Source organism: Streptomyces sp. S.PNR 29 (assembly GCF_030386795.1).
In the GTDB taxonomy this organism is placed as follows: Bacteria; Actinomycetota; Actinomycetes; order Streptomycetales; family Streptomycetaceae; genus Streptomyces.
Genome location: NZ_JANUQM010000001.1, coordinates 275,352 through 296,324 on the forward strand (window position 1 = coordinate 275,352; position 20,973 = coordinate 296,324).

The 20,973-nt window shown below is 67.9% G+C and carries 18 protein-coding genes and 3 tRNA genes; 17 read left to right on the forward strand and 4 right to left on the reverse strand.

Annotated features, from left to right (window positions below; genetic code table 11):
• Window positions 1–69: 69 nt before the first annotated feature.
• Entirely contained in the window at window positions 70–1,317 is a 1,248-nt protein-coding gene (locus NW895_RS01355; protein ID WP_289933141.1) for an amidohydrolase family protein, read from the reverse strand.
• A 246-nt stretch (window positions 1,318–1,563) separates the two neighbouring features.
• On the opposite strand from NW895_RS01355, the gene NW895_RS01360 reads away from it, so the two are divergent.
• The 7 genes from NW895_RS01360 (at window position 1,564) to NW895_RS01390 (ending at window position 4,639) form a co-directional block, all read left to right on the forward strand.
• A tRNA-Thr gene (locus NW895_RS01360) sits at window positions 1,564–1,636 on the forward strand.
• Between the two features lie 46 nt (window positions 1,637–1,682).
• Window positions 1,683–1,755, forward strand: a tRNA-Met gene (locus NW895_RS01365).
• 88 nt (window positions 1,756–1,843) lie between these two features.
• The gene (rpmG, locus tag NW895_RS01370) at window positions 1,844–2,008 is read left to right on the forward strand and encodes a 50S ribosomal protein L33 (protein WP_003948671.1); all 165 of its coding nucleotides are present in this window, start codon (window positions 1,844–1,846) and stop codon (window positions 2,006–2,008) included.
• A gap of 127 nt (window positions 2,009–2,135) precedes the next feature.
• Window positions 2,136–2,588 carry a MaoC family dehydratase N-terminal domain-containing protein gene (locus NW895_RS01375; RefSeq protein WP_289933142.1) on the forward strand — a complete coding sequence of 151 codons (453 nt, stop codon included), beginning with the start codon at window positions 2,136–2,138 and terminating at the stop codon, window positions 2,586–2,588.
• A 7-nt stretch (window positions 2,589–2,595) separates the two neighbouring features.
• A complete protein-coding gene (locus NW895_RS01380; RefSeq protein ID WP_289933143.1) occupies window positions 2,596–3,024 on the forward strand; it encodes a MaoC family dehydratase in 429 nt (142 codons plus the stop codon).
• Between the two features lie 59 nt (window positions 3,025–3,083).
• On the forward strand, window positions 3,084–4,139 hold the full coding sequence (locus NW895_RS01385; RefSeq protein ID WP_289933144.1) for a UDP-N-acetylmuramate dehydrogenase: 1,056 nt from the start codon (window positions 3,084–3,086) through the stop codon (window positions 4,137–4,139).
• Between the two features lie 41 nt (window positions 4,140–4,180).
• On the forward strand, window positions 4,181–4,639 hold the full coding sequence (locus tag NW895_RS01390; RefSeq protein WP_289933145.1) for a hypothetical protein: 459 nt from the start codon (window positions 4,181–4,183) through the stop codon (window positions 4,637–4,639).
• A 24-nt stretch (window positions 4,640–4,663) separates the two neighbouring features.
• On the opposite strand, the gene NW895_RS01395 is transcribed toward NW895_RS01390, so the two are convergent.
• Complete coding sequence (locus NW895_RS01395; RefSeq protein WP_289933146.1) at window positions 4,664–5,692, reverse strand: adenosine deaminase; 1,029 nt, start codon at window positions 5,690–5,692, stop codon at window positions 4,664–4,666.
• A 124-nt stretch (window positions 5,693–5,816) separates the two neighbouring features.
• On the reverse strand, window positions 5,817–7,043 hold the full coding sequence (locus tag NW895_RS01400) for a pyridoxal phosphate-dependent aminotransferase (RefSeq protein ID WP_289933147.1): 1,227 nt from the start codon (window positions 7,041–7,043) through the stop codon (window positions 5,817–5,819).
• 259 nt (window positions 7,044–7,302) lie between these two features.
• On the opposite strand from NW895_RS01400, the gene NW895_RS01405 reads away from it, so the two are divergent.
• The 10 genes from NW895_RS01405 to NW895_RS01450 all read left to right on the forward strand — a co-directional run bounded on the left by NW895_RS01405 (window position 7,303) and on the right by NW895_RS01450 (window position 20,459).
• Window positions 7,303–7,375, forward strand: a tRNA-Trp gene (locus NW895_RS01405).
• Window positions 7,376–7,483: 108 nt separating this feature from the next.
• Window positions 7,484–7,771 carry a preprotein translocase subunit SecE gene (gene secE / locus NW895_RS01410; protein WP_289933148.1) on the forward strand — a complete coding sequence of 96 codons (288 nt, stop codon included), beginning with the start codon at window positions 7,484–7,486 and terminating at the stop codon, window positions 7,769–7,771.
• A gap of 81 nt (window positions 7,772–7,852) precedes the next feature.
• A complete protein-coding gene (gene nusG, locus NW895_RS01415) occupies window positions 7,853–8,665 on the forward strand; it encodes a transcription termination/antitermination protein NusG (protein WP_289933149.1) in 813 nt (270 codons plus the stop codon).
• 151 nt (window positions 8,666–8,816) lie between these two features.
• Window positions 8,817–9,251, forward strand: coding sequence for a 50S ribosomal protein L11 (rplK, locus tag NW895_RS01420; RefSeq protein WP_289933151.1), 435 nt, complete (start codon window positions 8,817–8,819; stop codon window positions 9,249–9,251).
• Between the two features lie 78 nt (window positions 9,252–9,329).
• Window positions 9,330–10,055: a 50S ribosomal protein L1 gene (rplA, locus tag NW895_RS01425; protein WP_289933152.1), complete on the forward strand. Its 726-nt coding sequence runs from the start codon at window positions 9,330–9,332 to the stop codon at window positions 10,053–10,055.
• A 202-nt stretch (window positions 10,056–10,257) separates the two neighbouring features.
• Window positions 10,258–11,082, forward strand: a complete 825-nt coding sequence (locus NW895_RS01430; protein ID WP_289933153.1) for a hypothetical protein — start codon at window positions 10,258–10,260, stop codon at window positions 11,080–11,082.
• Between the two features lie 289 nt (window positions 11,083–11,371).
• Window positions 11,372–11,902, forward strand: a complete 531-nt coding sequence (gene rplJ, locus NW895_RS01435; protein ID WP_289933154.1) for a 50S ribosomal protein L10 — start codon at window positions 11,372–11,374, stop codon at window positions 11,900–11,902.
• A gap of 115 nt (window positions 11,903–12,017) precedes the next feature.
• A complete protein-coding gene (gene rplL, locus NW895_RS01440) occupies window positions 12,018–12,407 on the forward strand; it encodes a 50S ribosomal protein L7/L12 (RefSeq protein ID WP_289933155.1) in 390 nt (129 codons plus the stop codon).
• Window positions 12,408–12,979: 572 nt separating this feature from the next.
• Entirely contained in the window at window positions 12,980–16,465 is a 3,486-nt protein-coding gene (gene rpoB / locus NW895_RS01445; RefSeq protein ID WP_289933156.1) for a DNA-directed RNA polymerase subunit beta, read from the forward strand.
• Between the two features lie 94 nt (window positions 16,466–16,559).
• The gene (locus NW895_RS01450; protein ID WP_289933157.1) at window positions 16,560–20,459 is read left to right on the forward strand and encodes a DNA-directed RNA polymerase subunit beta'; all 3,900 of its coding nucleotides are present in this window, start codon (window positions 16,560–16,562) and stop codon (window positions 20,457–20,459) included.
• A gap of 96 nt (window positions 20,460–20,555) precedes the next feature.
• Here the strand turns inward: NW895_RS01450 and NW895_RS01455 are convergent, their stop codons facing one another.
• The gene (locus NW895_RS01455) at window positions 20,556–20,972 is read right to left on the reverse strand and encodes a hypothetical protein (protein WP_289933159.1); all 417 of its coding nucleotides are present in this window, start codon (window positions 20,970–20,972) and stop codon (window positions 20,556–20,558) included.
• Window position 20,973: the final 1 nt, after the last annotated feature.

Consider the following 20,973-nt stretch of genomic DNA (forward strand, 5'->3'; position numbering starts at 1 on the left):
GACCGTACGCCCGGACAACCCCGAACGTCGCATCACTTCAGCCGCTTCCCACCCGCGCCCGGGAACACCTCACGACAACTCGCCGCGCCCCTGCCTGGGCAAGCCCAGCTCCACCACCGTCGAGGAATCGCAGTACTCCCGCACCGCGCTCGTCCGCGCCACAACGCGCCCCCGGTGCACCACAACCCGGCTGTACGCCAACGACAGCGCCCCCGCGAGCCGGTCCCCGCGCACCGCCAGCAACTCGGCCGGAAAGCCCGCCTCCACCCGTACCTCGGGCAACCCCAGCACCTCCCGCGGTGCGGAACTCACGGCGTCATAGGCGTCCTCCGGCCGCAGTCCGTACCGCGAGGCCAGCAGGTAGGCCGCGTCCAGCGGATCCCCGCGTCCCACGGGATTCGACACGTCCCGCAGCGCGCCGCTCCCGGCGGCCACCCGCACCCCGGCCGCCCGCAGCAGCCGTACCGGAGCCATGCCCCGGCGGTCGACGCCCCCGCAGCCGCCCTGCGGCAGGCACACCACCGTCACCCCGGCCGCCGCCAGCTGGTCCGCGGTCCGCGACGCCACCTCGGCGGGCAGCCGCCCGAGGCCGCCGCACGGGCCGAGCACCACCCCCGGGCGCAGCCCTCCCGCCATCGCGGCCAGCCGGGCCAGCCGCGCCGGGTCGGCGGCGTCCGTGTGGAGATCGACCGGACAGCCGTGCTCGGAGGCGACCTGCAGGACCGCCTCCACGTACCCCGTCGGATCGGGGTCGAGATCCGGACACCCGCCCACCACCGAGGCGCCCATCTTCACCGCGTCCCGCAGCATCGCCAGCCCGTCGGCCCCGGCCGCTCCGGTCAGCAGCCGCGGCACCGCCACCGTCGTCAGCTCGGTCAGCCCGCCCAGCGCCCGCCGCGCCTGCAGGACGGCGGCCAGCGCGCCCAGCCCCTGGACGTCGCCCACGCGCACATGCGCCCGGACCGCGGTCGCCCCGTGCCCGAGCTGCAGCAGCGCGGCCTCCGTGGCCCGGCGCTGGACCTCCTGGGGGTCGTACGAGACCGGCCCGCTCCGGTCGGCCGACAGCGCGGTGTCGGCGTGCGCGTGCGGCTCCGCGGGGGCCGGCAGCAGCAGGTAGCCACCGAGGTCCACGCGAGTGCCGCCACCGGTCGTTCCGCCCGCCGCGAGGCTGCCGGCCGTGCCGACCGCCTCGATGCGCCCGCCGCACAGCCGCACGTCCACGGTCCGGCCGTCGGTGAGCCGCGCCCCGCACAGCAGGAGTGGGGCCGACTCGTTCGAGCTCGACGAAGGGGGTGGCTGCGGCTGGCTGTCGGGCATCGCGCTCCTCGGCTCGGGGGCTGCGCAGTAGGGGGCGCAAGATCACGCAGAGTGAGTCGAGCCTAGGGCGACGATCAGTCCCCGGCGTGCAGGAGCGCAATAGTCGTACCGGCGTGGTCCGCCGTACGGGCGGTGGTGCCTGAGGGGCTGCTGAGGTGTCCGGGAAGACCGCCGGACCAGGCGGAGTGGGGGTCGCGAAACGGATTTGGGTGAACGGCGGCGGACCGTGTAATGTCTTCATCGCTCGCCCCAATAGCTCAGTCGGCAGAGCGTCTCCATGGTAAGGAGAAGGTCAACGGTTCGATTCCGTTTTGGGGCTCTGGTGTGACGGGTTCCCGCCGCGAGGCGGGGTCCGACCACATCAAAGCGGTGTAGCTCAGTCGGTAGAGCAAGCGGCTCATAATCGCTGTGTCACCGGTTCAAGTCCGGTCACCGCTACTCTCAGTAGCCGATTGCGGGGTCGGTCCTTCGATCGGCTACTCTTCTTGCGTTAAACCAGTCAACCGTTCGTCATAGGAGCACTCACGTGGCTGCCACCGACGTCCGCCCGAAGATCACGCTGGCCTGCGTGGAGTGCAAGGAGCGGAACTACATCACCAAGAAGAACCGGCGTAACAACCCGGACCGTCTTGAGATGAAGAAGCACTGCCCGCGTTGCAACGCGCACACCGCGCACCGCGAGACGCGATAAAACAGGCTCGTACACGAGGCCGTCCCCCATCATGCTGGGGGGCGGCCTCGCGTCGTTTCACTTCACTCACCGGTCCACCCCAGGGGGAACCGGTCATCCACAGCTGACACCAGGAGGTGCCGAGCCCATGGCGCTCGACCAGTCCTTCGTCGGGCGGACCTACCCGCCCACCGAGCCCTACGAGGTGGGCCGGGAGAAGATCCGTGAGTTCGCTCAGGCCGTGGGAGACACCAACCCGGCCTACACGGACGCGGAGGCAGCCAAGGCGCTGGGCCACCCCGACGTGATCGCTCCGCCCACCTTCGTCTTCGCGATCAGCTTCAAGGCCGCGGGGCAGGTCATCCATGACCCGGAGCTCGGCCTGGACTACAACCGGGTGGTGCACGGCGACCAGAAGTTCGCCTACACCCGCCCGGTGCGCGCCGGCGACCGGCTCACGGTCACCTCCACCATCGAGGCGATCAAGTCCATGGCGGGCAACGACATACTGGACATTCGCGGCGAGGTGCACGACGAGGCGGGCGAGCACGTCGTGACCGCCTGGACCAAGCTGGTGGCCCGTGCGGCCGAGGAGGCGTGAGGAACCGATGACCGCCAAGATCGCGTACGCCGACGTGGAGGTCGGCACCGAACTGCCCGCGCAGACCTTCCCCGTGACCCGCGCCACCCTCGTCCGGTACGCGGGCGCCTCCGGCGACTTCAACCCCATCCACTGGAACGAGAAGTTCGCCAAGGAGGTCGGCCTGCCCGACGTCATCGCGCACGGCATGTTCACCATGGCCGAGGCGATCCGCGTGGTCACCGACTGGACGGGTGACCCCGGCGCGGTCGTCGAGTACGGCGTCCGCTTCACCAAGCCCGTCGTCGTACCCAACGACGACCAGGGCGCCACCATCGAGGTCAGCGGCAAGATCGGCGCCAAGCTCGACGACAACACCGTCCGCGTGGACCTGACGGCCACCAGCGCGGGCCAGAAGGTGCTGGGCATGTCACGGGCGGTCGTACGGCTGGCCTGAGCGGCGGGGCGTTGCACGCGCGCAAGAGGCCCCGCACGCGTGCAACTACTCTTGGGCGCGTGCAGGAACTCCACGACGCCCCACTCGCCCCGCTGACCACCTTCCGGCTGGGCGGCCCCGCCACCCGGCTGCTCACCGCCACGACCGACGCCGAGGTGATCGCCGCCGTCCGCGAGGCCGACGACACCGGCACACCGCTGCTGCTCATCGGCGGCGGCTCCAACCTGGTCATCGGCGACAAGGGCTTCGACGGAACCGCACTCGTCATCGCCACCAAGGGCTTCTCCCTCGACGGTACGCAGCTGGAGCTGGCCGCCGGCGAGGTGTGGACCGACGCCGTCGCCCGCACGGTGGAGGCCGGACTCGCCGGCATCGAGTGCCTCGCCGGCATCCCCGGCTCGGCGGGCGCGACCCCCATCCAGAACGTCGGGGCGTACGGCCAGGAGGTCTCGTCCACGATCACCGAGGTGATCGCGTACGACCGGGCGACGCGTGAAACGGTCACTCTGACCAATGAGGACTGCGCCTTCACCTACCGCCACAGCCGCTTCAAGGCCGACCCCGAGCGGTACGTCGTCCTGCGCGTCCGCTTCGACCTGGAGGACGCGGACGGCCTCTCGGGCCCCCTCAGGTACGCCGAGACGGCCCGCGCCCTGGGGGTGGAGCCGGGCGACCGCGTGCCGCTCGCCGACGCCCGCGACACCGTCCTCAAGCTGCGCGCCGGAAAGGGCATGGTCCTGGACCCCGAGGACCACGACACCTGGTCGGCGGGCTCCTTCTTCACCAACCCGATCCTCACCGACGAGCAGTTCGCCGCCTTCCGCGCCCGCGTGCACACGCGCCTCGGCGACGGCGTGGAGCCGCCCGCGTACCCGGCGGGGGAGGGCCACACCAAGACCTCCGCGGCCTGGCTGATCGACAAGGCGGGCTTCACGAAGGGCTACGGCTCCGGGCCCGCCCGCATCTCCACCAAGCACACCCTCGCTCTCACCAACCGGGGCGGGGCCACCACGGAGGACCTGCTCGCCCTGGCCCGCGAGGTCGTCGCCGGCGTCCGCGACGCCTTCGGCATCACCCTGGTCAACGAACCGGTGACGATCGGCGTCAGCCTGTAGGAACCGATCACGGCCGCGCCGGCCACGACTGGGTTGCCCCCATGGGTCTCTTCGACAAGCTGGCCGGCACCAGGTACCCCGACCCCGGTGTCGTACCGCTGCCCGCCGCGGACGTCCGCGCCGCGCTGCTCGTCCTCGACGGCCCGGAGGTGCCGTATCGCATACGCAACGCGCTTCCCGCGGAGAAGGCCGACCTGGTGGCCGAATGGCAGGTCAGGGAGCTGAGGACGAGGCTCAGGACCCGGATGCGCCTGGTCCCGGAGCACCACGAGGTACGTGTCCTTGAGGAGAGGTGGGACCTCTCGCCCGACCGCAGCAGGCGGTACGGCCGGGGGCCGACGCCCACGGTGTCCCGGCAGTGGACGTACGAGCGGGGGCCCGACGGCCGCCGACGCCGGGTCGAGACGTTCCGCTTCGACTCGCGGGAGATGAGCCACTCCCTGCGGAACGCGGTGCTCGACTCGGGCTGGACCTGGCGTGGAGTGCTGTTCAGATGGTGACCGGCACCGGTCCGCCGGCGGGGTTCAGGCCAGCCAGTCGTCCACCCCCGCCAGCAGCTTCGCCTTCGTGTCCGTGGGCGCCGCCGAGGCACGGATCGACTGACGGGCCAGCTCCGCGAGCTCCGGGTCCGTGAAGCCGTGATACTCCCGAGCGATCTCGTACTGCGCCGCCAGACGGGAGCCGAACAGCAGCGGGTCGTCCGCGCCCAGCGCCATCGGCACCCCCGCCTCGAACAGGGTGCGCAGCGGCACGTCCTCCGGCTTCTCGTACACACCCAGGGCCACGTTCGACGCGGGGCACACCTCGCACGTCACCCCCCGCTCGGCCAGCCGCTTCAGCAGCCGTGGGTCCTCCGCCGCCCGCACCCCGTGGCCGATCCGGTTCGCGTCCAGGTCGTCCAGGCAGTCCCGCACCGACGACGGACCGGTCAGCTCCCCGCCGTGCGGCGCCGACAGCAGGCCCCCGTCCCGCGCGATCGCGAACGCCCGGTCGAAGTCCCGCGCCATTCCCCGCCGCTCGTCGTTCGACAAACCGAACCCGACAACCCCCCGGTCCGCGTACCGCACCGCCAGCCGCGCCAGCGTGCGCGCGTCCAGCGGATGCTTCATGCGGTTCGCGGCCACCAGCACCCGCATCCCGAGCCCGGTCTCCCGCATCGCGGACTCCACCGCGTCCAGGATGATCTCCAGCGCCGGGATCAGACCGCCCAGCCGCGGCGCGTACGAGGTCGGGTCCACCTGGATCTCCAGCCACCCCGACCCGTCCCGCAGATCCTCCTCCGCCGCCTCCCGCACCAGCCGACGGATGTCCTCCGGCTCCCTCAGGCACGAGCGCGCCGCGTCGTACAGCCGCTGGAAGCGGAACCAGCCCCGCTCGTCCGTCGCCCGCAGTCTCGGCGGCTCCCCACTGGTCAGCGCGTCGGTCAGGGCCTCGGGCAGACGCACGCCGTACTTGTCGGCCAGCTCCAGCAGGGTGCCGGACCGCATCGACCCGGTGAAGTGCAGATGCAGATGGGCTTTCGGCAGCTCAGAGACATCACGTACACGCTCCATCCCAAGATCCTGCCGTACGCGTCCGGCGCGCCGGTAGCGGTTTCACCGTTAGTGGTCTTGCTCGCACAAACAAATGGGGTCACCTCCCGCATTCGGTAGGTGACCCCATTCAAGGAAGCGGACGTCAGCCCCTGGCCTCCGCCAGCAGCTTCTGGATCCGGCTCACGCCCTCGACGAGGTCCTCGTCGCCCAGCGCGTACGACAGCCGCAGGTAACCCGGCGTACCGAACGCCTCACCGGGCACCACCGCGACCTCGGCCTCCTCCAGGATCAGCGCGGCCAGCTCCACGGTGTCCTGCGGACGCCTGCCGCGGATCTCCTTGCCGATCAGCGCCTTCACCGACGGGTAGGCGTAGAACGCGCCCTCGGGCTCCGGGCACACCACGCCGTCGATCTCGTTGAGCATCCGCACGATCGTCTTCCGGCGCCGGTCGAAGGCCTCACGCATCGCGGCGACGGCGTCCAGGTCACCGGAGACGGCGGCCAGCGCGGCCACCTGCGCGACGTTCGACACGTTCGACGTGGCGTGCGACTGCAGGTTCGTCGCGGCCTTGACGACGTCCTTCGGACCGATGATCCACCCGACCCGCCAGCCGGTCATCGCGTACGTCTTCGCGACACCGTTGACCACGATGCACTTGTCGCGCAGCTCCGGCAGGATCGCCGGCAGCGACGTGAACGTCGCGTCGCCGTAGACCAGGTGCTCGTAGATCTCGTCGGTCATCACCCACAGCCCGTGCTCGACGGCCCAGCGGCCGATCGCCTCGGCGTCCTCGGCGCTGTAGACCGCGCCGGTCGGGTTCGACGGCGACACGAACAGGACGACCTTCGTCTTCTCCGTGCGGGCCGCCTCCAGCTGCTCCACGGACACGCGGTAGCCGGTGGTCTCGTCGGCGACCACCTCGACCGGCACGCCACCGGCGAGACGGATCGACTCGGGGTAGGTCGTCCAGTACGGCGCCGGGACGATGACTTCGTCGCCCGGGTCGAGGATCGCGGCGAAGGCCTCGTAGATGGCCTGCTTGCCGCCGTTGGTGACCAGGATCTGCGACGGGTCGACCTCGTAATTCGAGTCGCGCAGAGTCTTCGCGGCGATCGCGGCCTTCAGCTCGGGCAGGCCGCCGGCCGGGGTGTACCGGTGGTACTTCGGGTTCTTGCAGGCCTCGACCGCGGCCTCGACGATGTAGTCCGGCGTCGGGAAGTCGGGCTCACCGGCGCCGAAGCCGATCACCGGACGCCCGGCGGCCTTGAGGGCCTTGGCCTTGGCGTCCACGGCGAGGGTGGCGGACTCGGAGATCGCGCCGACTCGGGCGGAGACCCGGCGCTCGGTGGGAGGGGTTGCAGCGCTCATGGACCCCATGGTTTCAGACAGGAAACCTGCGCGGCACGCGGGTTTCACGGACTGAACAGGACCGGGCAGACCCCTGAACAACAGTCCGGATCGGCCCCGCGGGCAGGCGATCTTCCGCCAGGCAGGGCCCCCACCGCCCCTTTCTGTTCGACGCCCGGCCCAAGACCACGTACACTCTCACCTCGTTGGCCTTCAGCAGCCGCGCTCGCACGGTGCACACCAAGCATCCGAGTGGATGCGGTACGTTGGGGACACACAAAGGGTCGTAGCTCAATTGGTAGAGCACTGGTCTCCAAAACCAGCGGTTGGGGGTTCAAGTCCCTCCGGCCCTGCTACACACACCTTCGCCAGGATGTGTGCGCATGTACGTACAGCATTGCACCGCCGTGCGGCTCAGACCGGGCGCGGCACGGCCACGACCCGGAATCAGGTGAGGACGAGTGACGGACGCCGTGGGCTCCATCGACATGCCTGATGCCCAGGACGAGGCGCCGGAGTCCAAGAAGAAGGCCCGCAAGGGTGGCAAGCGTGCCAAGAAAGGCCCGCTGAAGCGCCTCGCGCTTTTCTACCGCCAGATCGTCGCCGAGCTCCGCAAGGTCGTCTGGCCGACGCGCAGCCAGCTGACGACGTACACGACCGTGGTGATCATCTTCGTCGTCATCATGATCGGCCTGGTGACCGTGATTGACTATGGACTCAGCCACGCCGCCAAGTACGTCTTCGGCTGAGCCCAGAGCGAAGAGCGCCGAGATGCCCCGGCGCTCCTTTCGCATGTTCCACCCCTATGTATCCAGGAAGAAGCAGCCACCGTGTCTGACCCGAACGTGAACGACGCCATCGAGCCGGTCGAGTCCGTCGAGGACGAGCTCGACACCGTCGAGGGCGCGGACAGCGAGGACACCGAGGCCTCCGCCGAGGTCGAGGCTGCCGACGCCGTCGCGGACGAGACCGCCGCAGCGGAGGCCGAGGGCGAGGAAGAGATCGAGGAAGAGGTCGAGGACGACCGCGACCCGATCGAGAAGCTCCGCGAGGAGCTGCGGACCCTGCCCGGCGAGTGGTACGTCATCCACACCTACGCCGGCTACGAGAACCGCGTGAAGACCAACCTGGAGCAGCGCGCCGTCTCGCTGAACGTCGAGGACTACATCTTCCAGGCCGAAGTGCCGCAGGAGGAGGTCGTCCAGATCAAGAACGGCGACCGCAAGACGATCAAGCAGAACAAGCTGCCGGGTTACGTCCTCGTCCGCATGGACCTGACCAACGAGTCCTGGGGCGTCGTCCGCAACACCCCCGGCGTCACCGGCTTCGTGGGCAACGCCTACGACCCGTACCCGCTGACGCTGGACGAGATCGTCAAGATGCTCGCCCCCGAGGCCGAGGAGAAGGCCGCCCGCGAGGCCGCGGAGGCCGAGGGCAAGCCGGCTCCGCAGCGCAAGGTCGAGGTCCAGGTGCTGGACTTCGAGGTCGGCGACTCGGTCACCGTCACCGACGGCCCGTTCGCCACGCTGCAGGCCACGATCAACGAGATCAACCCCGACTCGAAGAAGGTCAAGGGCCTGGTCGAGATCTTCGGCCGCGAGACGCCGGTCGAGCTCTCCTTCGACCAGATCCAGAAGAACTGACCCCTTCCGGCGACAGAGCCACCGGACAGGTCAGACGGGCTCACAGTCTGTCTGACCTGCTCGGTTTTTAGCCGCGCGAGCCTACCCGTTAGGGTTGTGCGGTTGCCTTCGGGCACTCGGAAATCAACAGAGAAACGGGAGAGGACCCGGAATGCCTCCCAAGAAGAAGAAGGTCACGGGGCTCATCAAGCTCCAGATCCAGGCCGGTGCCGCCAACCCGGCCCCGCCGGTCGGCCCCGCGCTGGGTCAGCACGGCGTGAACATCATGGAGTTCTGCAAGGCCTACAACGCCGCGACCGAGTCGCAGCGCGGTTGGGTCATCCCGGTGGAGATCACGGTCTACGAGGACCGCTCCTTCACCTTCATCACCAAGACCCCGCCGGCCGCCAAGATGATCCTCAAGGCCGCGGGCATTGAGAAGGGCTCCGGCGAGCCGCACAAGACCAAGGTCGCCAAGATCACCCGCGACCAGGTCCGCGAGATCGCCCAGACGAAGATGCCCGACCTCAACGCCAACGACCTGGACGCCGCCGAGAAGATCATCGCCGGCACCGCCCGTTCCATGGGCGTCACGGTCGAGGGCTGAGCCCCAACCTCGTAAGCCAACCCGTGGCAGGGCCTGCTCGGCCCGGACCACGACTCCTAGAACACACAGGAGCTTTCAGTGAGCAAGCGCAGCAAGTCCCTTCGCGCTGCGGACGCCAAGATCGACCGGGAGAAGCTCTACGCCCCGCTCGAGGCCGTCCGTCTCGCCAAGGAGACCTCCACGACCAAGTTCGACGGCACCGTCGAGGTCGCCCTGCGTCTGGGCGTCGACCCGCGCAAGGCCGACCAGATGGTCCGTGGCACCGTGAACCTTCCGCACGGCACCGGTAAGACCGCCCGGGTCCTGGTCTTCGCGACCGGCGACCGTGCCGAGGCCGCGCGTGCCGCGGGCGCCGACATCGTCGGTGCCGACGAGCTGATCGACGAGGTGTCGAAGGGCCGCCTGGACTTCGACGCGGTCGTCGCCACCCCGGACCTCATGGGCAAGGTCGGCCGCCTCGGCCGCGTGCTCGGTCCCCGTGGTCTGATGCCGAACCCCAAGACCGGCACCGTGACCCCGGACGTCGCCAAGGCTGTCACCGACATCAAGGGCGGCAAGATCGAGTTCCGCGTCGACAAGCACTCGAACCTGCACTTCATCATCGGCAAGACGTCGTTCGACGACAGCAAGCTGGTGGAGAACTACGGCGCGGCGATCGAGGAGATCCTCCGTCTGAAGCCGTCCGCCGCCAAGGGCCGCTACATCAAGAAGGCCGCCATCACCACCACGATGGGCCCCGGCATCCCGGTCGACCCGAACCGCACCCGCAACCTCCTCGTCGAGGAGGACCCGGCGGCGGTCTGAGCCTGACGGCTCACCTCAACCGGTCACAGGCCCCGCACCTTCCGAGGTGCGGGGCCTGTTCCCTTTTTCCCTGCGGGTGGTTTCCCCTGCGGGTGGTTTCCCCTGCGGGTGGTTTCCGCTGCGGGTGTTTTCCCCTACGGGTGTCGCTGATCTGCGTTAGCGTCGAGACAGGGGACCCCCAGGGGTCGTGAGGGGGGTATGGATGAAGAGCACGACCGTGCGCCGCGTGGCCCTCTCGATCGCGGTGGCGACCGCGCTGGCACCGACGGCGGCCTGCACCTCCTCCGGCAGTCCGGGCGGCCATGCCAGGCCCACAGCGGCCCTGATCGCCGCCGAACGGTCCACCCGGAAGGCCGACTCGGCACGCGTCGAGTCCACGACGGTGATGGGCTCGATGATGTCCATGACGGCCACCGGTGCCCTCCGCTGGGGCCACGGCACCACCGGCACGCTCACCATCACCTACACCCGTGGCACCATGGCCGACGCCATGCGCCGGCTCGGCACCACGTCGATGGAGGCCCGCTACCTCCCCGACGCCTACTACGCCCGCATGGGGGAGAAGTTCGCCGAGGAGGCGGGCGGCAGGCACTGGGTCCGGTACGCGTACGACGACCTCGAACGCCTCGCGGGCGGTACCGGGGTGCAGCTCGTGGACCAGATGCGGAACACCACGCCGAACCAGTCGGTGAAGCTCCTGCTGGCCTCCCGGGACGTCAGGAAGGCCGGCGAGGAGGAGATACGCGGCCGGCACACCACGCACTACTCGGGCACGGTCGACGTGGCCGACCTCACGGCGCCCGATCTGAAGAAGCGGTTCGAACAGGCCGGCGTGACCACGCAGACCGTCGACATCTGGGTCGACGACCGCGACCTGCTGGTCAAGAAGGTGGAGAAGGGCCAGGTGGCGACCGGCCTGCTGACCCAGACGGCGTACTACAGCGACTACGGCGTGAAGGTCGCCGCCGAGAGGCCACCGGCCGGCGACACCCAGGACTTCAGGAAGCTGCTGGAGAAGCGCCACTGAGGCCCGTACGGGCGGATTTGCCTGACGGCGATCCGGTCCCGTACTCTCCTACAGAAGCCAAAGACCGCTGGTCGTTGCCGTGCGCTCGTACGAGGGTGCGGTGGCCGAAGGATCCGCTGAACTGCGGACGACCCGCGCAGGTGACAGTGGAAGAGCTCCCGGAGCATGTGCGTCCTCGTGCGTGCGGCCGGTCGAGTCCGCCCCGTGCGCCTGCGCCGGGGCGTTTCGTTTTCCCCAGTCCTCCTTCGGGTCCGCGCGGTCCGAATCACCCGGAAGGAGGCCGAGGCTCATGGCGAGGCCTGACAAGGTCGATGCCGTCGAGGAGATGCGGGACAAGTTCCGCAACTCCAACGCTGCTGTCGTTACCGCGTACACCGGTCTCACCGTCGCGCAGCTCAAGCAGCTGCGTCGTTCACTCGGTGAGAACGCTCAGTACCGTGTGGTGAAGAACACGCTGACGAAGATCGCGGCCAAGGAGGCCGGGATCACCACGCTCGACGAATTCTTCGCGGGTTCGTCGGCCGTCGCCTTCGTGACCGGTGACCCGGTCGAGGCGGCGAAGGGTCTGCGTGATTTCGCCAAGGACAACCCGAATCTCGTCATCAAGGGCGGTGTCCTTGACGGCAAGGCGCTGTCCGCCGACGAGATCAAGAAGCTTGCGGACCTCGAGTCCCGCGAGGTTCTGCTCTCCAAGCTGGCCGGTGCCATGAAGGGCAAGCAGTCCCAGGCTGCCTCTGTCTTCCAGGCGCTGCCGTCGAAGCTCGTCCGCACCGTGGACGCGCTCCGTGCCAAGCAGGACGAGCAGGGCGGTGCCGAGTAACTCGGCTCGCACTCCGGCCGCCGCTGCCTGAACGCGGAGGCCGTCGCGGGCCAGACGTACGCCCGCCACACATGTACATCCGGCACCTGCCGATTTAGTGGAAGGACCCGCCACCATGGCGAAGCTCACCCAGGACGAGCTGCTTGCCCAGTTCGAGGAGATGACCCTCATCGAGCTCTCCGAGTTCGTGAAGGCCTTCGAGGAGAAGTTCGACGTCACCGCCGCCGCGGCCGCCCCGGTCGTCGTCGCCGGTGGTGCCGCCGGTGGCGCTGCCGCCGAGGCCGAGCCCGAGAAGGACGAGTTCGACGTCATCCTCACCGGTGCCGGCGACAAGAAGATCCAGGTCATCAAGGTCGTGCGCGAGCTGACCTCCCTGGGCCTGAAGGAGGCCAAGGACCTGGTCGACGGTGCGCCGAAGCCGGTTCTGGAGAAGGTCAACAAGGAGGCCGCGGACAAGGCCAAGGAGTCCCTCGAGGGCGCCGGTGCCTCCGTCGAGGTCAAGTAAGACCTCACGGGTCCGCGCCAGGACCTTCGCGCAGGCTGAAACGGCCCCCTGGGGGCTGTAACGCTCACGCACCGAGGAGCGATCATCCATCCGGGTGGTCGCTCTTCGGCGTTCCCGGGGCCCGGCCATGGTTGCCTTGCGCTCGCGTACGCGAGGGGTATGGTGATCTTCGTTCTGTCTCCGGCCGCCCCGGGTCCGGGCAACGGGGCCTTGACGAACCGCACGCAGCGCGCAATTCTCAGGACGCGTCGTCACAACGGTCCGAATCCGAGGCATGGATCGACGACGAAGAGGGCAGTATCAACGTGCGTTGAGGGCAAGCATGCCGAGGGCGTTGAGAACAACGAGGGTCGCGAAAAACCCGCACTGGACATCAGTGTGCCAAGTGGCTACACTGACCCTTTGCGCTGCCTGTTAGCTGCTCCCTGCCCGTCACCAGGGGCATGCCCTCACTTGAGCACAGACGACCGAACCGTCCTTGATCAGGTATCTGACCTGGGATTTCCGTCTCTGTGTACGGGAGAGGGACCGGTACGCGCGTAGTGAGTCCGAGCCCTCGGAAGGACCCCCTCTTGGCCGCCTCGCGCACTGCCTCGACCGCGAATACGAACAACGGCGCCAGCACCGCCCCGCTGCGCATCTCCTTTGCAAAGATCAAGGAGCCTCTCGAGGTTCCGAACCTGCTCGCGCTGCAGACCGAGAGCTTCGACTGGCTGCTCGGCAACACCGCCTGGCAGAGTCGGGTCGAGGAGGCTCTTGAGAACGGGCAGGACGTCCCCACCAAGTCCGGCCTCGAGGAGATCTTCGAGGAGATCTCCCCGATCGAGGACTTCTCCGGGTCGATGTCGCTGACGTTCCGGGACCACCGCTTCGAGCCGCCGAAGAACTCGATCGACGAGTGCAAGGAGCGCGACTTCACGTACGCGGCCCCGCTCTTCGTCACCGCCGAGTTCACCAACAACGAGACCGGCGAGATCAAGTCCCAGACCGTCTTCATGGGCGACTTCCCGCTCATGACGAACAAGGGCACCTTCGTCATCAACGGCACCGAGCGTGTCGTGGTGTCGCAGCTGGTCCGTTCCCCCGGTGTCTACTTCGACTCCACCATCGACAAGACGTCCGACAAGGACATCTTCTCCGCCAAGATCATCCCGTCCCGGGGTGCCTGGCTGGAGATGGAGATCGACAAGCGCGACATGGTCGGTGTCCGTATCGACCGCAAGCGCAAGCAGTCCGTGACCGTTCTTCTGAAGGCGCTCGGCTGGACGACCGAGCAGATCCTGGAGGAGTTCGGCGAGTACGAGTCCATGCGCGCCACCCTGGAGAAGGACCACACCCAGGGCCAGGACGACGCGCTGCTCGACATCTACCGCAAGCTGCGCCCGGGCGAGCCCCCCACGCGCGAGGCCGCGCAGACGCTCCTTGAGAACCTCTACTTCAACCCCAAGCGCTACGACCTCGCCAAGGTCGGCCGCTACAAGGTCAACAAGAAGCTGGGTACGGACACCCCGCTGGACGCGGGCATCCTGACCGTCGAGGACATCATCGCGACGATCAAGTACCTGGTGAAGCTGCACGCCGGTGAGACCGAGACGGTCGGTGACAACGGCCAGCCGGTCGTCGTCGAGACCGACGACATCGACCACTTCGGCAACCGCCGCCTGCGCAGCGTCGGCGAGCTCATCCAGAACCAGGTCCGTACGGGTCTGGCGCGTATGGAGCGCGTCGTGCGCGAGCGCATGACCACGCAGGACGTCGAGGCGATCACGCCGCAGACCCTGATCAACATCCGGCCGGTCGTCGCCTCCATCAAGGAGTTCTTCGGCACCAGCCAGCTGTCCCAGTTCATGGACCAGAACAACCCGCTGTCCGGGCTGACGCACAAGCGTCGTCTGTCCGCGCTCGGCCCGGGTGGTCTGTCCCGTGAGCGGGCCGGCTTCGAGGTCCGTGACGTGCACCCCTCGCACTACGGCCGCATGTGCCCGATCGAGACCCCCGAAGGCCCGAACATCGGTCTGATCGGCTCGCTCGCCACCTACGGCCGGGTCAACGCGTTCGGTTTCGTCGAGACCCCGTACCGCAAGGTGGAGGACGGCCAGGTCACCGACGAGGTGCACTACCTGACCGCCGACGAGGAGGACCGCTTCGTCATCGCGCAGGCCAACGCGCCGCTGACGGACGACCTCCGCTTCGCCGAGAACCGCGTGCTGGTCCGCCGTAAGGGCGGCGAGGTCGACTACGTCGGCCCCGAGGACGTGGACTACATGGACGTCTCGCCGCGCCAGATGGTGTCGGTCGCGACCGCCATGATCCCCTTCCTTGAGCACGACGACGCCAACCGTGCCCTCATGGGCGCGAACATGATGCGCCAGGCCGTTCCGCTGATCCAGGCGGAGTCCCCGCTCGTCGGCACCGGCATGGAGTACCGCTCCGCCGTCGACGCCGGCGACGTCGTCAAGGCCGAGAAGGCCGGTGTGGTCCAGGAGGTCTCCGCGGACTACATCACCACCGCCAACGACGACGGCACGTACATCACGTACCGCCTGGCCAAGTTCGCCCGCTCCAACCAGGGCACCTCGGTCAACCAGAAGGTCATCGTCAACGAGGGCGACCGGATCATCGAGGGCCAGGTCCTCGCCGACGGTCCGGCCACCCAGAACGGCGAGATGGCGCTCGGCAAGAACCTGCTGGTCGCCTTCATGCCCTGGGAAGGCCACAACTACGAGGACGCGATCATCCTCAGCCAGCGCCTGGTGCAGGACGACGTCCTCTCCTCGATCCACATCGAGGAGCACGAGGTCGACGCCCGTGACACCAAGCTCGGCCCCGAGGAGATCACCCGGGACATCCCGAACGTCTCCGAGGAGGTCCTCGCCGACCTCGACGAGCGCGGCATCATCCGCATCGGTGCCGAGGTCATCGCCGGTGACATCCTCGTCGGCAAGGTCACGCCCAAGGGTGAGACCGAGCTGACGCCGGAGGAGCGTCTGCTGCGCGCGATCTTCGGTGAGAAGGCCCGTGAGGTCCGTGACACCTCGCTGAAGGTGCCGCACGGCGAGACCGGCAAGGTCATCGGCGTGCGCGTCTTCGACCGCGAGGAGGGCGACGAGCTTCCCCCCGGTGTGAACCAGCTTGTGCGCGTGTACGTGGCGCAGAAGCGCAAGATCACCGACGGTGACAAGCTCGCCGGCCGCCACGGCAACAAGGGCGTCATCTCGAAGATCCTGCCGATCGAGGACATGCCGTTCCTGGAGGACGGCACCCCGGTCGACATCATCCTCAACCCGCTGGGTGTGCCGTCCCGAATGAACCCGGGACAGGTCCTGGAGATCCACCTCGGCTGGCTCGCCAGCCAGGGCTGGGACGTCTCCGGCCTGGCGGACGAGTGGGCGCAGCGCCTCCAGGGCATCGGCGCCGACTCGGTTCCGGCGCGGACCAACGTCGCGACCCCGGTCTTCGACGGTGCCCGCGAGGACGAGCTGGCCGGTCTGCTGGAGCACACCCTGCCGAACCGCGACGGTGACCGCATGGTCCTCCCGACCGGTAAGGCGCGGCTGTTCGACGGCCGTTCCGGTGAGCCGTTCCCGGACCCGATCTCGGTCGGCTACATGTACATCCTGAAGCTGCACCACCTGGTCGACGACAAGCTGCACGCCCGCTCGACCGGCCCGTACTCGATGATCACCCAGCAGCCGCTGGGTGGTAAGGCCCAGTTCGGTGGCCAGCGGTTCGGTGAGATGGAGGTGTGGGCACTCGAGGCCTACGGTGCCGCGTACGCGCTCCAGGAGCTCCTGACCATCAAGTCCGACGACGTCACCGGCCGTGTGAAGGTCTACGAGGCGATCGTCAAGGGCGAGAACATCCCGGAGCCCGGCATCCCCGAGTCCTTCAAGGTGCTCATCAAGGAGATGCAGTCCCTGTGCCTGAACGTGGAGGTGCTGTCCAGCGACGGTATGTCCATCGAGATGCGTGACACCGACGAGGACGTCTTCCGCGCTGCGGAGGAGCTCGGCATCGACCTGTCCCGGCGTGAGCCGAGCAGCGTCGAAGAGGTCTGACGGGAGTTGGGCGGGCCTGCCACCAAGGCCCGCCACCCCTGGTGACCCCCGTACAGACCCAAAGACTTACGACCCTGAGAGGGATTGACGCATAGTGCTCGACGTCAACTTCTTCGACGAGCTCCGGATCGGCCTGGCCACCGCTGACGACATCCGTCAGTGGAGCCATGGCGAGGTCAAGAAGCCCGAGACCATCAACTACCGCACCCTCAAGCCCGAAAAGGACGGACTCTTCTGCGAGAAGATCTTCGGTCCGACCCGGGACTGGGAGTGCTACTGCGGCAAGTACAAGCGCGTCCGCTTCAAGGGCATCATCTGCGAGCGCTGTGGCGTCGAGGTCACGCGCGCCAAGGTGCGCCGTGAGCGGATGGGCCACATCGAGCTCGCCGCGCCCGTCACGCACATCTGGTACTTCAAGGGCGTCCCGTCGCGCCTCGGGTACCTGCTCGACCTCGCTCCGAAGGACCTGGAGAAGGTCATCTACTTCGCGGCGTACATGATCACGTACGTCGACGAGGAGCGCCGTACCCGCGACCTGCCGTCGCTGGAGGCCCATGTCTCCGTCGAGCGTCAGCAGATCGAGCAGCGCCGCGACGCCGACCTGGAGGCCCGGGCCAAGAAGCTCGAGTCCGACCTGGCCGAGCTGGAGGCCGAGGGCGCCAAGGCCGACGTGCGCCGCAAGGTGCGCGAGGGTGCCGAGCGCGAGATGAAGCAGCTGCGCGACCGTGCGCAGCGCGAGATCGACCGGCTCGACGAGGTGTGGAACCGGTTCAAGAACCTCAAGGTCCAGGACCTGGAGGGCGACGAGCTGCTCTACCGCGAGCTGCGTGACCGCTTCGGCACGTACTTCGACGGTTCGATGGGTGCCGCGGCGCTGCAGAAGCGCCTGGAGTCCTTCGACCTGGACGAGGAGGCCGAGCGCCTCCGCGAGATCATCCGTACCGGCAAGGGCCAGAAGAAGACCCGTGCGCTCAAGCGTCTGAAGGTCGTCTCCGCGTTCCTGCAGACGTCCAACAGCCCCAAGGGCATGGTGCTCGACTGCGTGCCGGTCATCCCGCCGGACCTGCGTCCGATGGTGCAGCTGGACGGTGGCCGCTTCGCGACCTCCGACCTGAACGACCTGTACCGCCGTGTGATCAACCGCAACAACCGTCTGAAGAGGCTGCTCGACCTCGGCGCGCCCGAGATCATCGTCAACAACGAGAAGCGCATGCTTCAGGAGGCTGTTGACGCCCTCTTCGACAACGGTCGTCGCGGCCGCCCGGTGACCGGTCCGGGTAACCGCCCGCTGAAGTCCCTCAGCGACATGCTGAAGGGTAAGCAGGGCCGCTTCCGTCAGAACCTGCTCGGTAAGCGTGTCGACTACTCGGCGCGTTCCGTGATCGTCGTCGGTCCGCAGCTGAAGCTGCACCAGTGCGGTCTGCCGAAGGCGATGGCGCTGGAGCTCTTCAAGCCGTTCGTGATGAAGCGTCTGGTCGACCTGAACCACGCGCAGAACATCAAGAGCGCCAAGCGCATGGTCGAGCGCGGCCGCACGGTCGTGTACGACGTGCTGGAAGAGGTCATCGCGGAGCACCCGGTTCTGCTGAACCGTGCGCCCACCCTGCACCGCCTCGGCATCCAGGCCTTCGAGCCGCAGCTGGTCGAGGGCAAGGCCATTCAGATCCACCCGCTCGTCTGCACCGCGTTCAACGCGGACTTCGACGGTGACCAGATGGCCGTGCACCTGCCGCTGTCCGCGGAGGCGCAGGCCGAGGCCCGCATCCTGATGCTGTCCTCGAACAACATCCTCAAGCCGGCCGACGGCCGTCCGGTGACGATGCCGACCCAGGACATGGTCCTCGGTCTGTTCTTCCTCACCACCGACGGCGAGATGCGCGACCTCAAGGGCGAGGGCCGTTCCTTCGCCTCCGTCGCCGAGGCGATCATGGCGTTCGACGCGGGCGAGCTCTCGCTCCAGTCGCCGATCGACATCCGCTTCCCGGTGGGCACCATCCCGCCGCGTGGCTGGACGCCGCCGGCGCGCGAGGAGGGTGAGCCCGAGTGGCAGCAGGGTGACAGCTTCCGTCTGAAGACCACGCTCGGCCGTGCGCTCTTCAACGAGCTGCTGCCCGAGGACTACCCGTTCGTCGACTACGAGGTCGGCAAGAAGCAGCTCTCCGAGATCGTCAACGACCTCGCCGAGCGCTACCCGAAGGTCATCGTGGCGGCGACGCTCGACAACCTGAAGGCGGCCGGCTTCTACTGGGCCACCCGTTCCGGCGTCACCGTGGCCATCTCCGACGTCGTCGTTCCCGAGGCGAAGAAGGAGATCGTCCGCGGCTACGAGGCGCAGGACGAGAAGGTCCAGAAGCAGTACGAGCGCGGTCTGATCACCAAGGACGAGCGCACGCAGGAGCTCATCGCGATCTGGACCAAGGCGACCAACGAGGTCGCCGAGGCGATGAACGACAACTTCCCGAAGACCAACCCGATCTTCATGATGGTGAACTCGGGTGCACGAGGCAACATGATGCAGATGCGTCAGATTGCCGGTATGCGTGGTCTGGTGTCGAACGCGAAGAACGAGACGATCCCGCGGCCCATTAAGGCGTCGTTCCGTGAGGGTCTGTCCGTGCTGGAGTACTTCATCTCCACGCACGGTGCCCGTAAGGGTCTGGCGGACACCGCTCTGCGTACCGCCGACTCGGGTTACCTCACCCGTCGTCTGGTCGACGTCTCCCAGGACGTCATCATCCGGGAGGAGGACTGCGGCACCGAGCGCGGCCTGCGCCTCCGGATCGCCGAGCGGAACGCCGAGGGCACCCTGCTCAAGGCGGAGAACGTCGAGACGTCCGTGTACGCGCGCTGCCTCGCCGAGGACATCGTGGTCGACGGCCAGGTGCTGGCCCCGGCCGGCACCGACCTGGGCGACGTCCTCATCGACGAGCTCGTGGCCCGTGGCGTCGAGGAGGTCAAGACCCGCTCGGTCCTGACCTGCGAGTCCGCCGTCGGCACCTGCGCGATGTGCTACGGCCGTTCGCTCGCCACCGGCAAGCTGGTCGACATCGGTGAGGCGGTCGGCATCATCGCCGCCCAGTCCATCGGTGAGCCCGGTACCCAGCTGACGATGCGTACCTTCCACACCGGTGGTGTGGCCGGTGACGACATCACCCAGGGTCTGCCGCGTGTCGTCGAGCTCTTCGAGGCCCGTACCCCGAAGGGTGTCGCCCCGATCTCCGAGGCCTCCGGCCGCGTCCGGATCGAGGAGACCGAGAAGACCAAGAAGATCGTCATCACGCCGGACGACGGCAGCGACGAGACGGCCTACCCGATCTCGAAGCGCGCCCGACTCCTGGTCAGCGAGGGCGAGCACGTCGAGGTGGGCCAGAAGCTCACCGTGGGTGCCACCAACCCGCACGACGTGCTGCGCATCCTGGGCCAGCGTGCCGTCCAGGTCCACCTGGTCGGCGAGGTCCAGAAGGTGTACAACTCGCAGGGTGTGTCGATCCACGACAAGCACATCGAGATCATCATCCGGCAGATGCTGCGCCGCGTGACGATCATCGAGTCCGGCGACGCCGAGCTGCTGCCCGGCGAGCTGGTCGAGCGCTCGAAGTTCGAGCACGAGAACCGTCGTGTGGTCCAGGAGGGCGGTCACCCGGCCTCCGGTCGTCCGCAGCTCATGGGTATCACCAAGGCCTCGCTGGCGACCGAGTCCTGGCTGTCGGCGGCGTCCTTCCAGGAGACGACCAGGGTCCTCACGGACGCGGCGATCAACGCCAAGTCCGACTCCCTGATCGGCCTCAAGGAGAACGTCATCATCGGTAAGCTCATCCCGGCCGGTACGGGTCTGTCCCGCTACCGCAACATCCGGGTCGAGCCGACCGAGGAGGCCAAGGCCGCGATGTACTCGGCCGTCGGCTACGACGACATCGACTACTCGCCGTTCGGCACGGGCTCCGGGCAGGCCGTGCCGCTGGAGGACTACGACTACGGGCCGTACAACCAGTAAGCGGGTCGCTTGAGCCGAGGGCGGTCATCCTTTGGGGTGGCCGCCCTTCGGCGTGTCAGCGCCGCCCCCCTTGTGGGTACTCCGTTCACCGACACCTTAAGTGGTGTCCATGTAGGCCATGATCAGTTCGGCATCTTGCCGATCCTTGAGCCTACTTGATTTTCTCTTCCATTCGAGTACATCGGAGAGCGGACAGAAGGGAATTCCGTCCACCAGTTCGGCCGAATTGATCAGGGTGTCTGCATCGCGAGTCCCTGGAAGCCACCGGTCGAAGATTTCGAGGTGTCCGCCGAAGAGCACCACCATCGAACCGTGTCCGGAAGGGGGAACCGTTGCTTCGCCCATACTCAGTGCGATTTTCCAGGCGGCATTTCTCGCAACGATGTCGAGATCACCGATGTCCTGGCGAAGCCCGTGTGCGAGCAATGGTCCACTGCCGGCGACTACATAATCGGCTGACGGTAGGCCCAGAGAGATGAGTTCTCGAATGAATGGATGCTGCCTGAGTTCCAAG

What these genes read in the sequence shown, in the direction of transcription:
- NW895_RS01355 (WP_289933141.1), bottom strand. Translation starts at nt 1,317, where the DNA reads ATGCCCGACAGCCAGCCGCAGCCACCCCCTTCGTCGAGCTCGAACGAG.
- NW895_RS01375 (WP_289933142.1), top strand. Translation starts at nt 2,136, where the DNA reads ATGGCGCTCGACCAGTCCTTCGTCGGGCGGACCTACCCGCCCACCGAG.
- NW895_RS01380 (WP_289933143.1), top strand. Translation starts at nt 2,596, where the DNA reads ATGACCGCCAAGATCGCGTACGCCGACGTGGAGGTCGGCACCGAACTG.
- NW895_RS01390 (WP_289933145.1), top strand. Translation starts at nt 4,181, where the DNA reads ATGGGTCTCTTCGACAAGCTGGCCGGCACCAGGTACCCCGACCCCGGT.
- NW895_RS01395 (WP_289933146.1), bottom strand. Translation starts at nt 5,692, where the DNA reads ATGGAGCGTGTACGTGATGTCTCTGAGCTGCCGAAAGCCCATCTGCAT.
- NW895_RS01400 (WP_289933147.1), bottom strand. Translation starts at nt 7,043, where the DNA reads ATGAGCGCTGCAACCCCTCCCACCGAGCGCCGGGTCTCCGCCCGAGTC.
- rplK (WP_289933151.1), top strand. Translation starts at nt 8,817, where the DNA reads ATGCCTCCCAAGAAGAAGAAGGTCACGGGGCTCATCAAGCTCCAGATC.
- NW895_RS01430 (WP_289933153.1), top strand. Translation starts at nt 10,258, where the DNA reads ATGAAGAGCACGACCGTGCGCCGCGTGGCCCTCTCGATCGCGGTGGCG.
- rplJ (WP_289933154.1), top strand. Translation starts at nt 11,372, where the DNA reads ATGGCGAGGCCTGACAAGGTCGATGCCGTCGAGGAGATGCGGGACAAG.
- rplL (WP_289933155.1), top strand. Translation starts at nt 12,018, where the DNA reads ATGGCGAAGCTCACCCAGGACGAGCTGCTTGCCCAGTTCGAGGAGATG.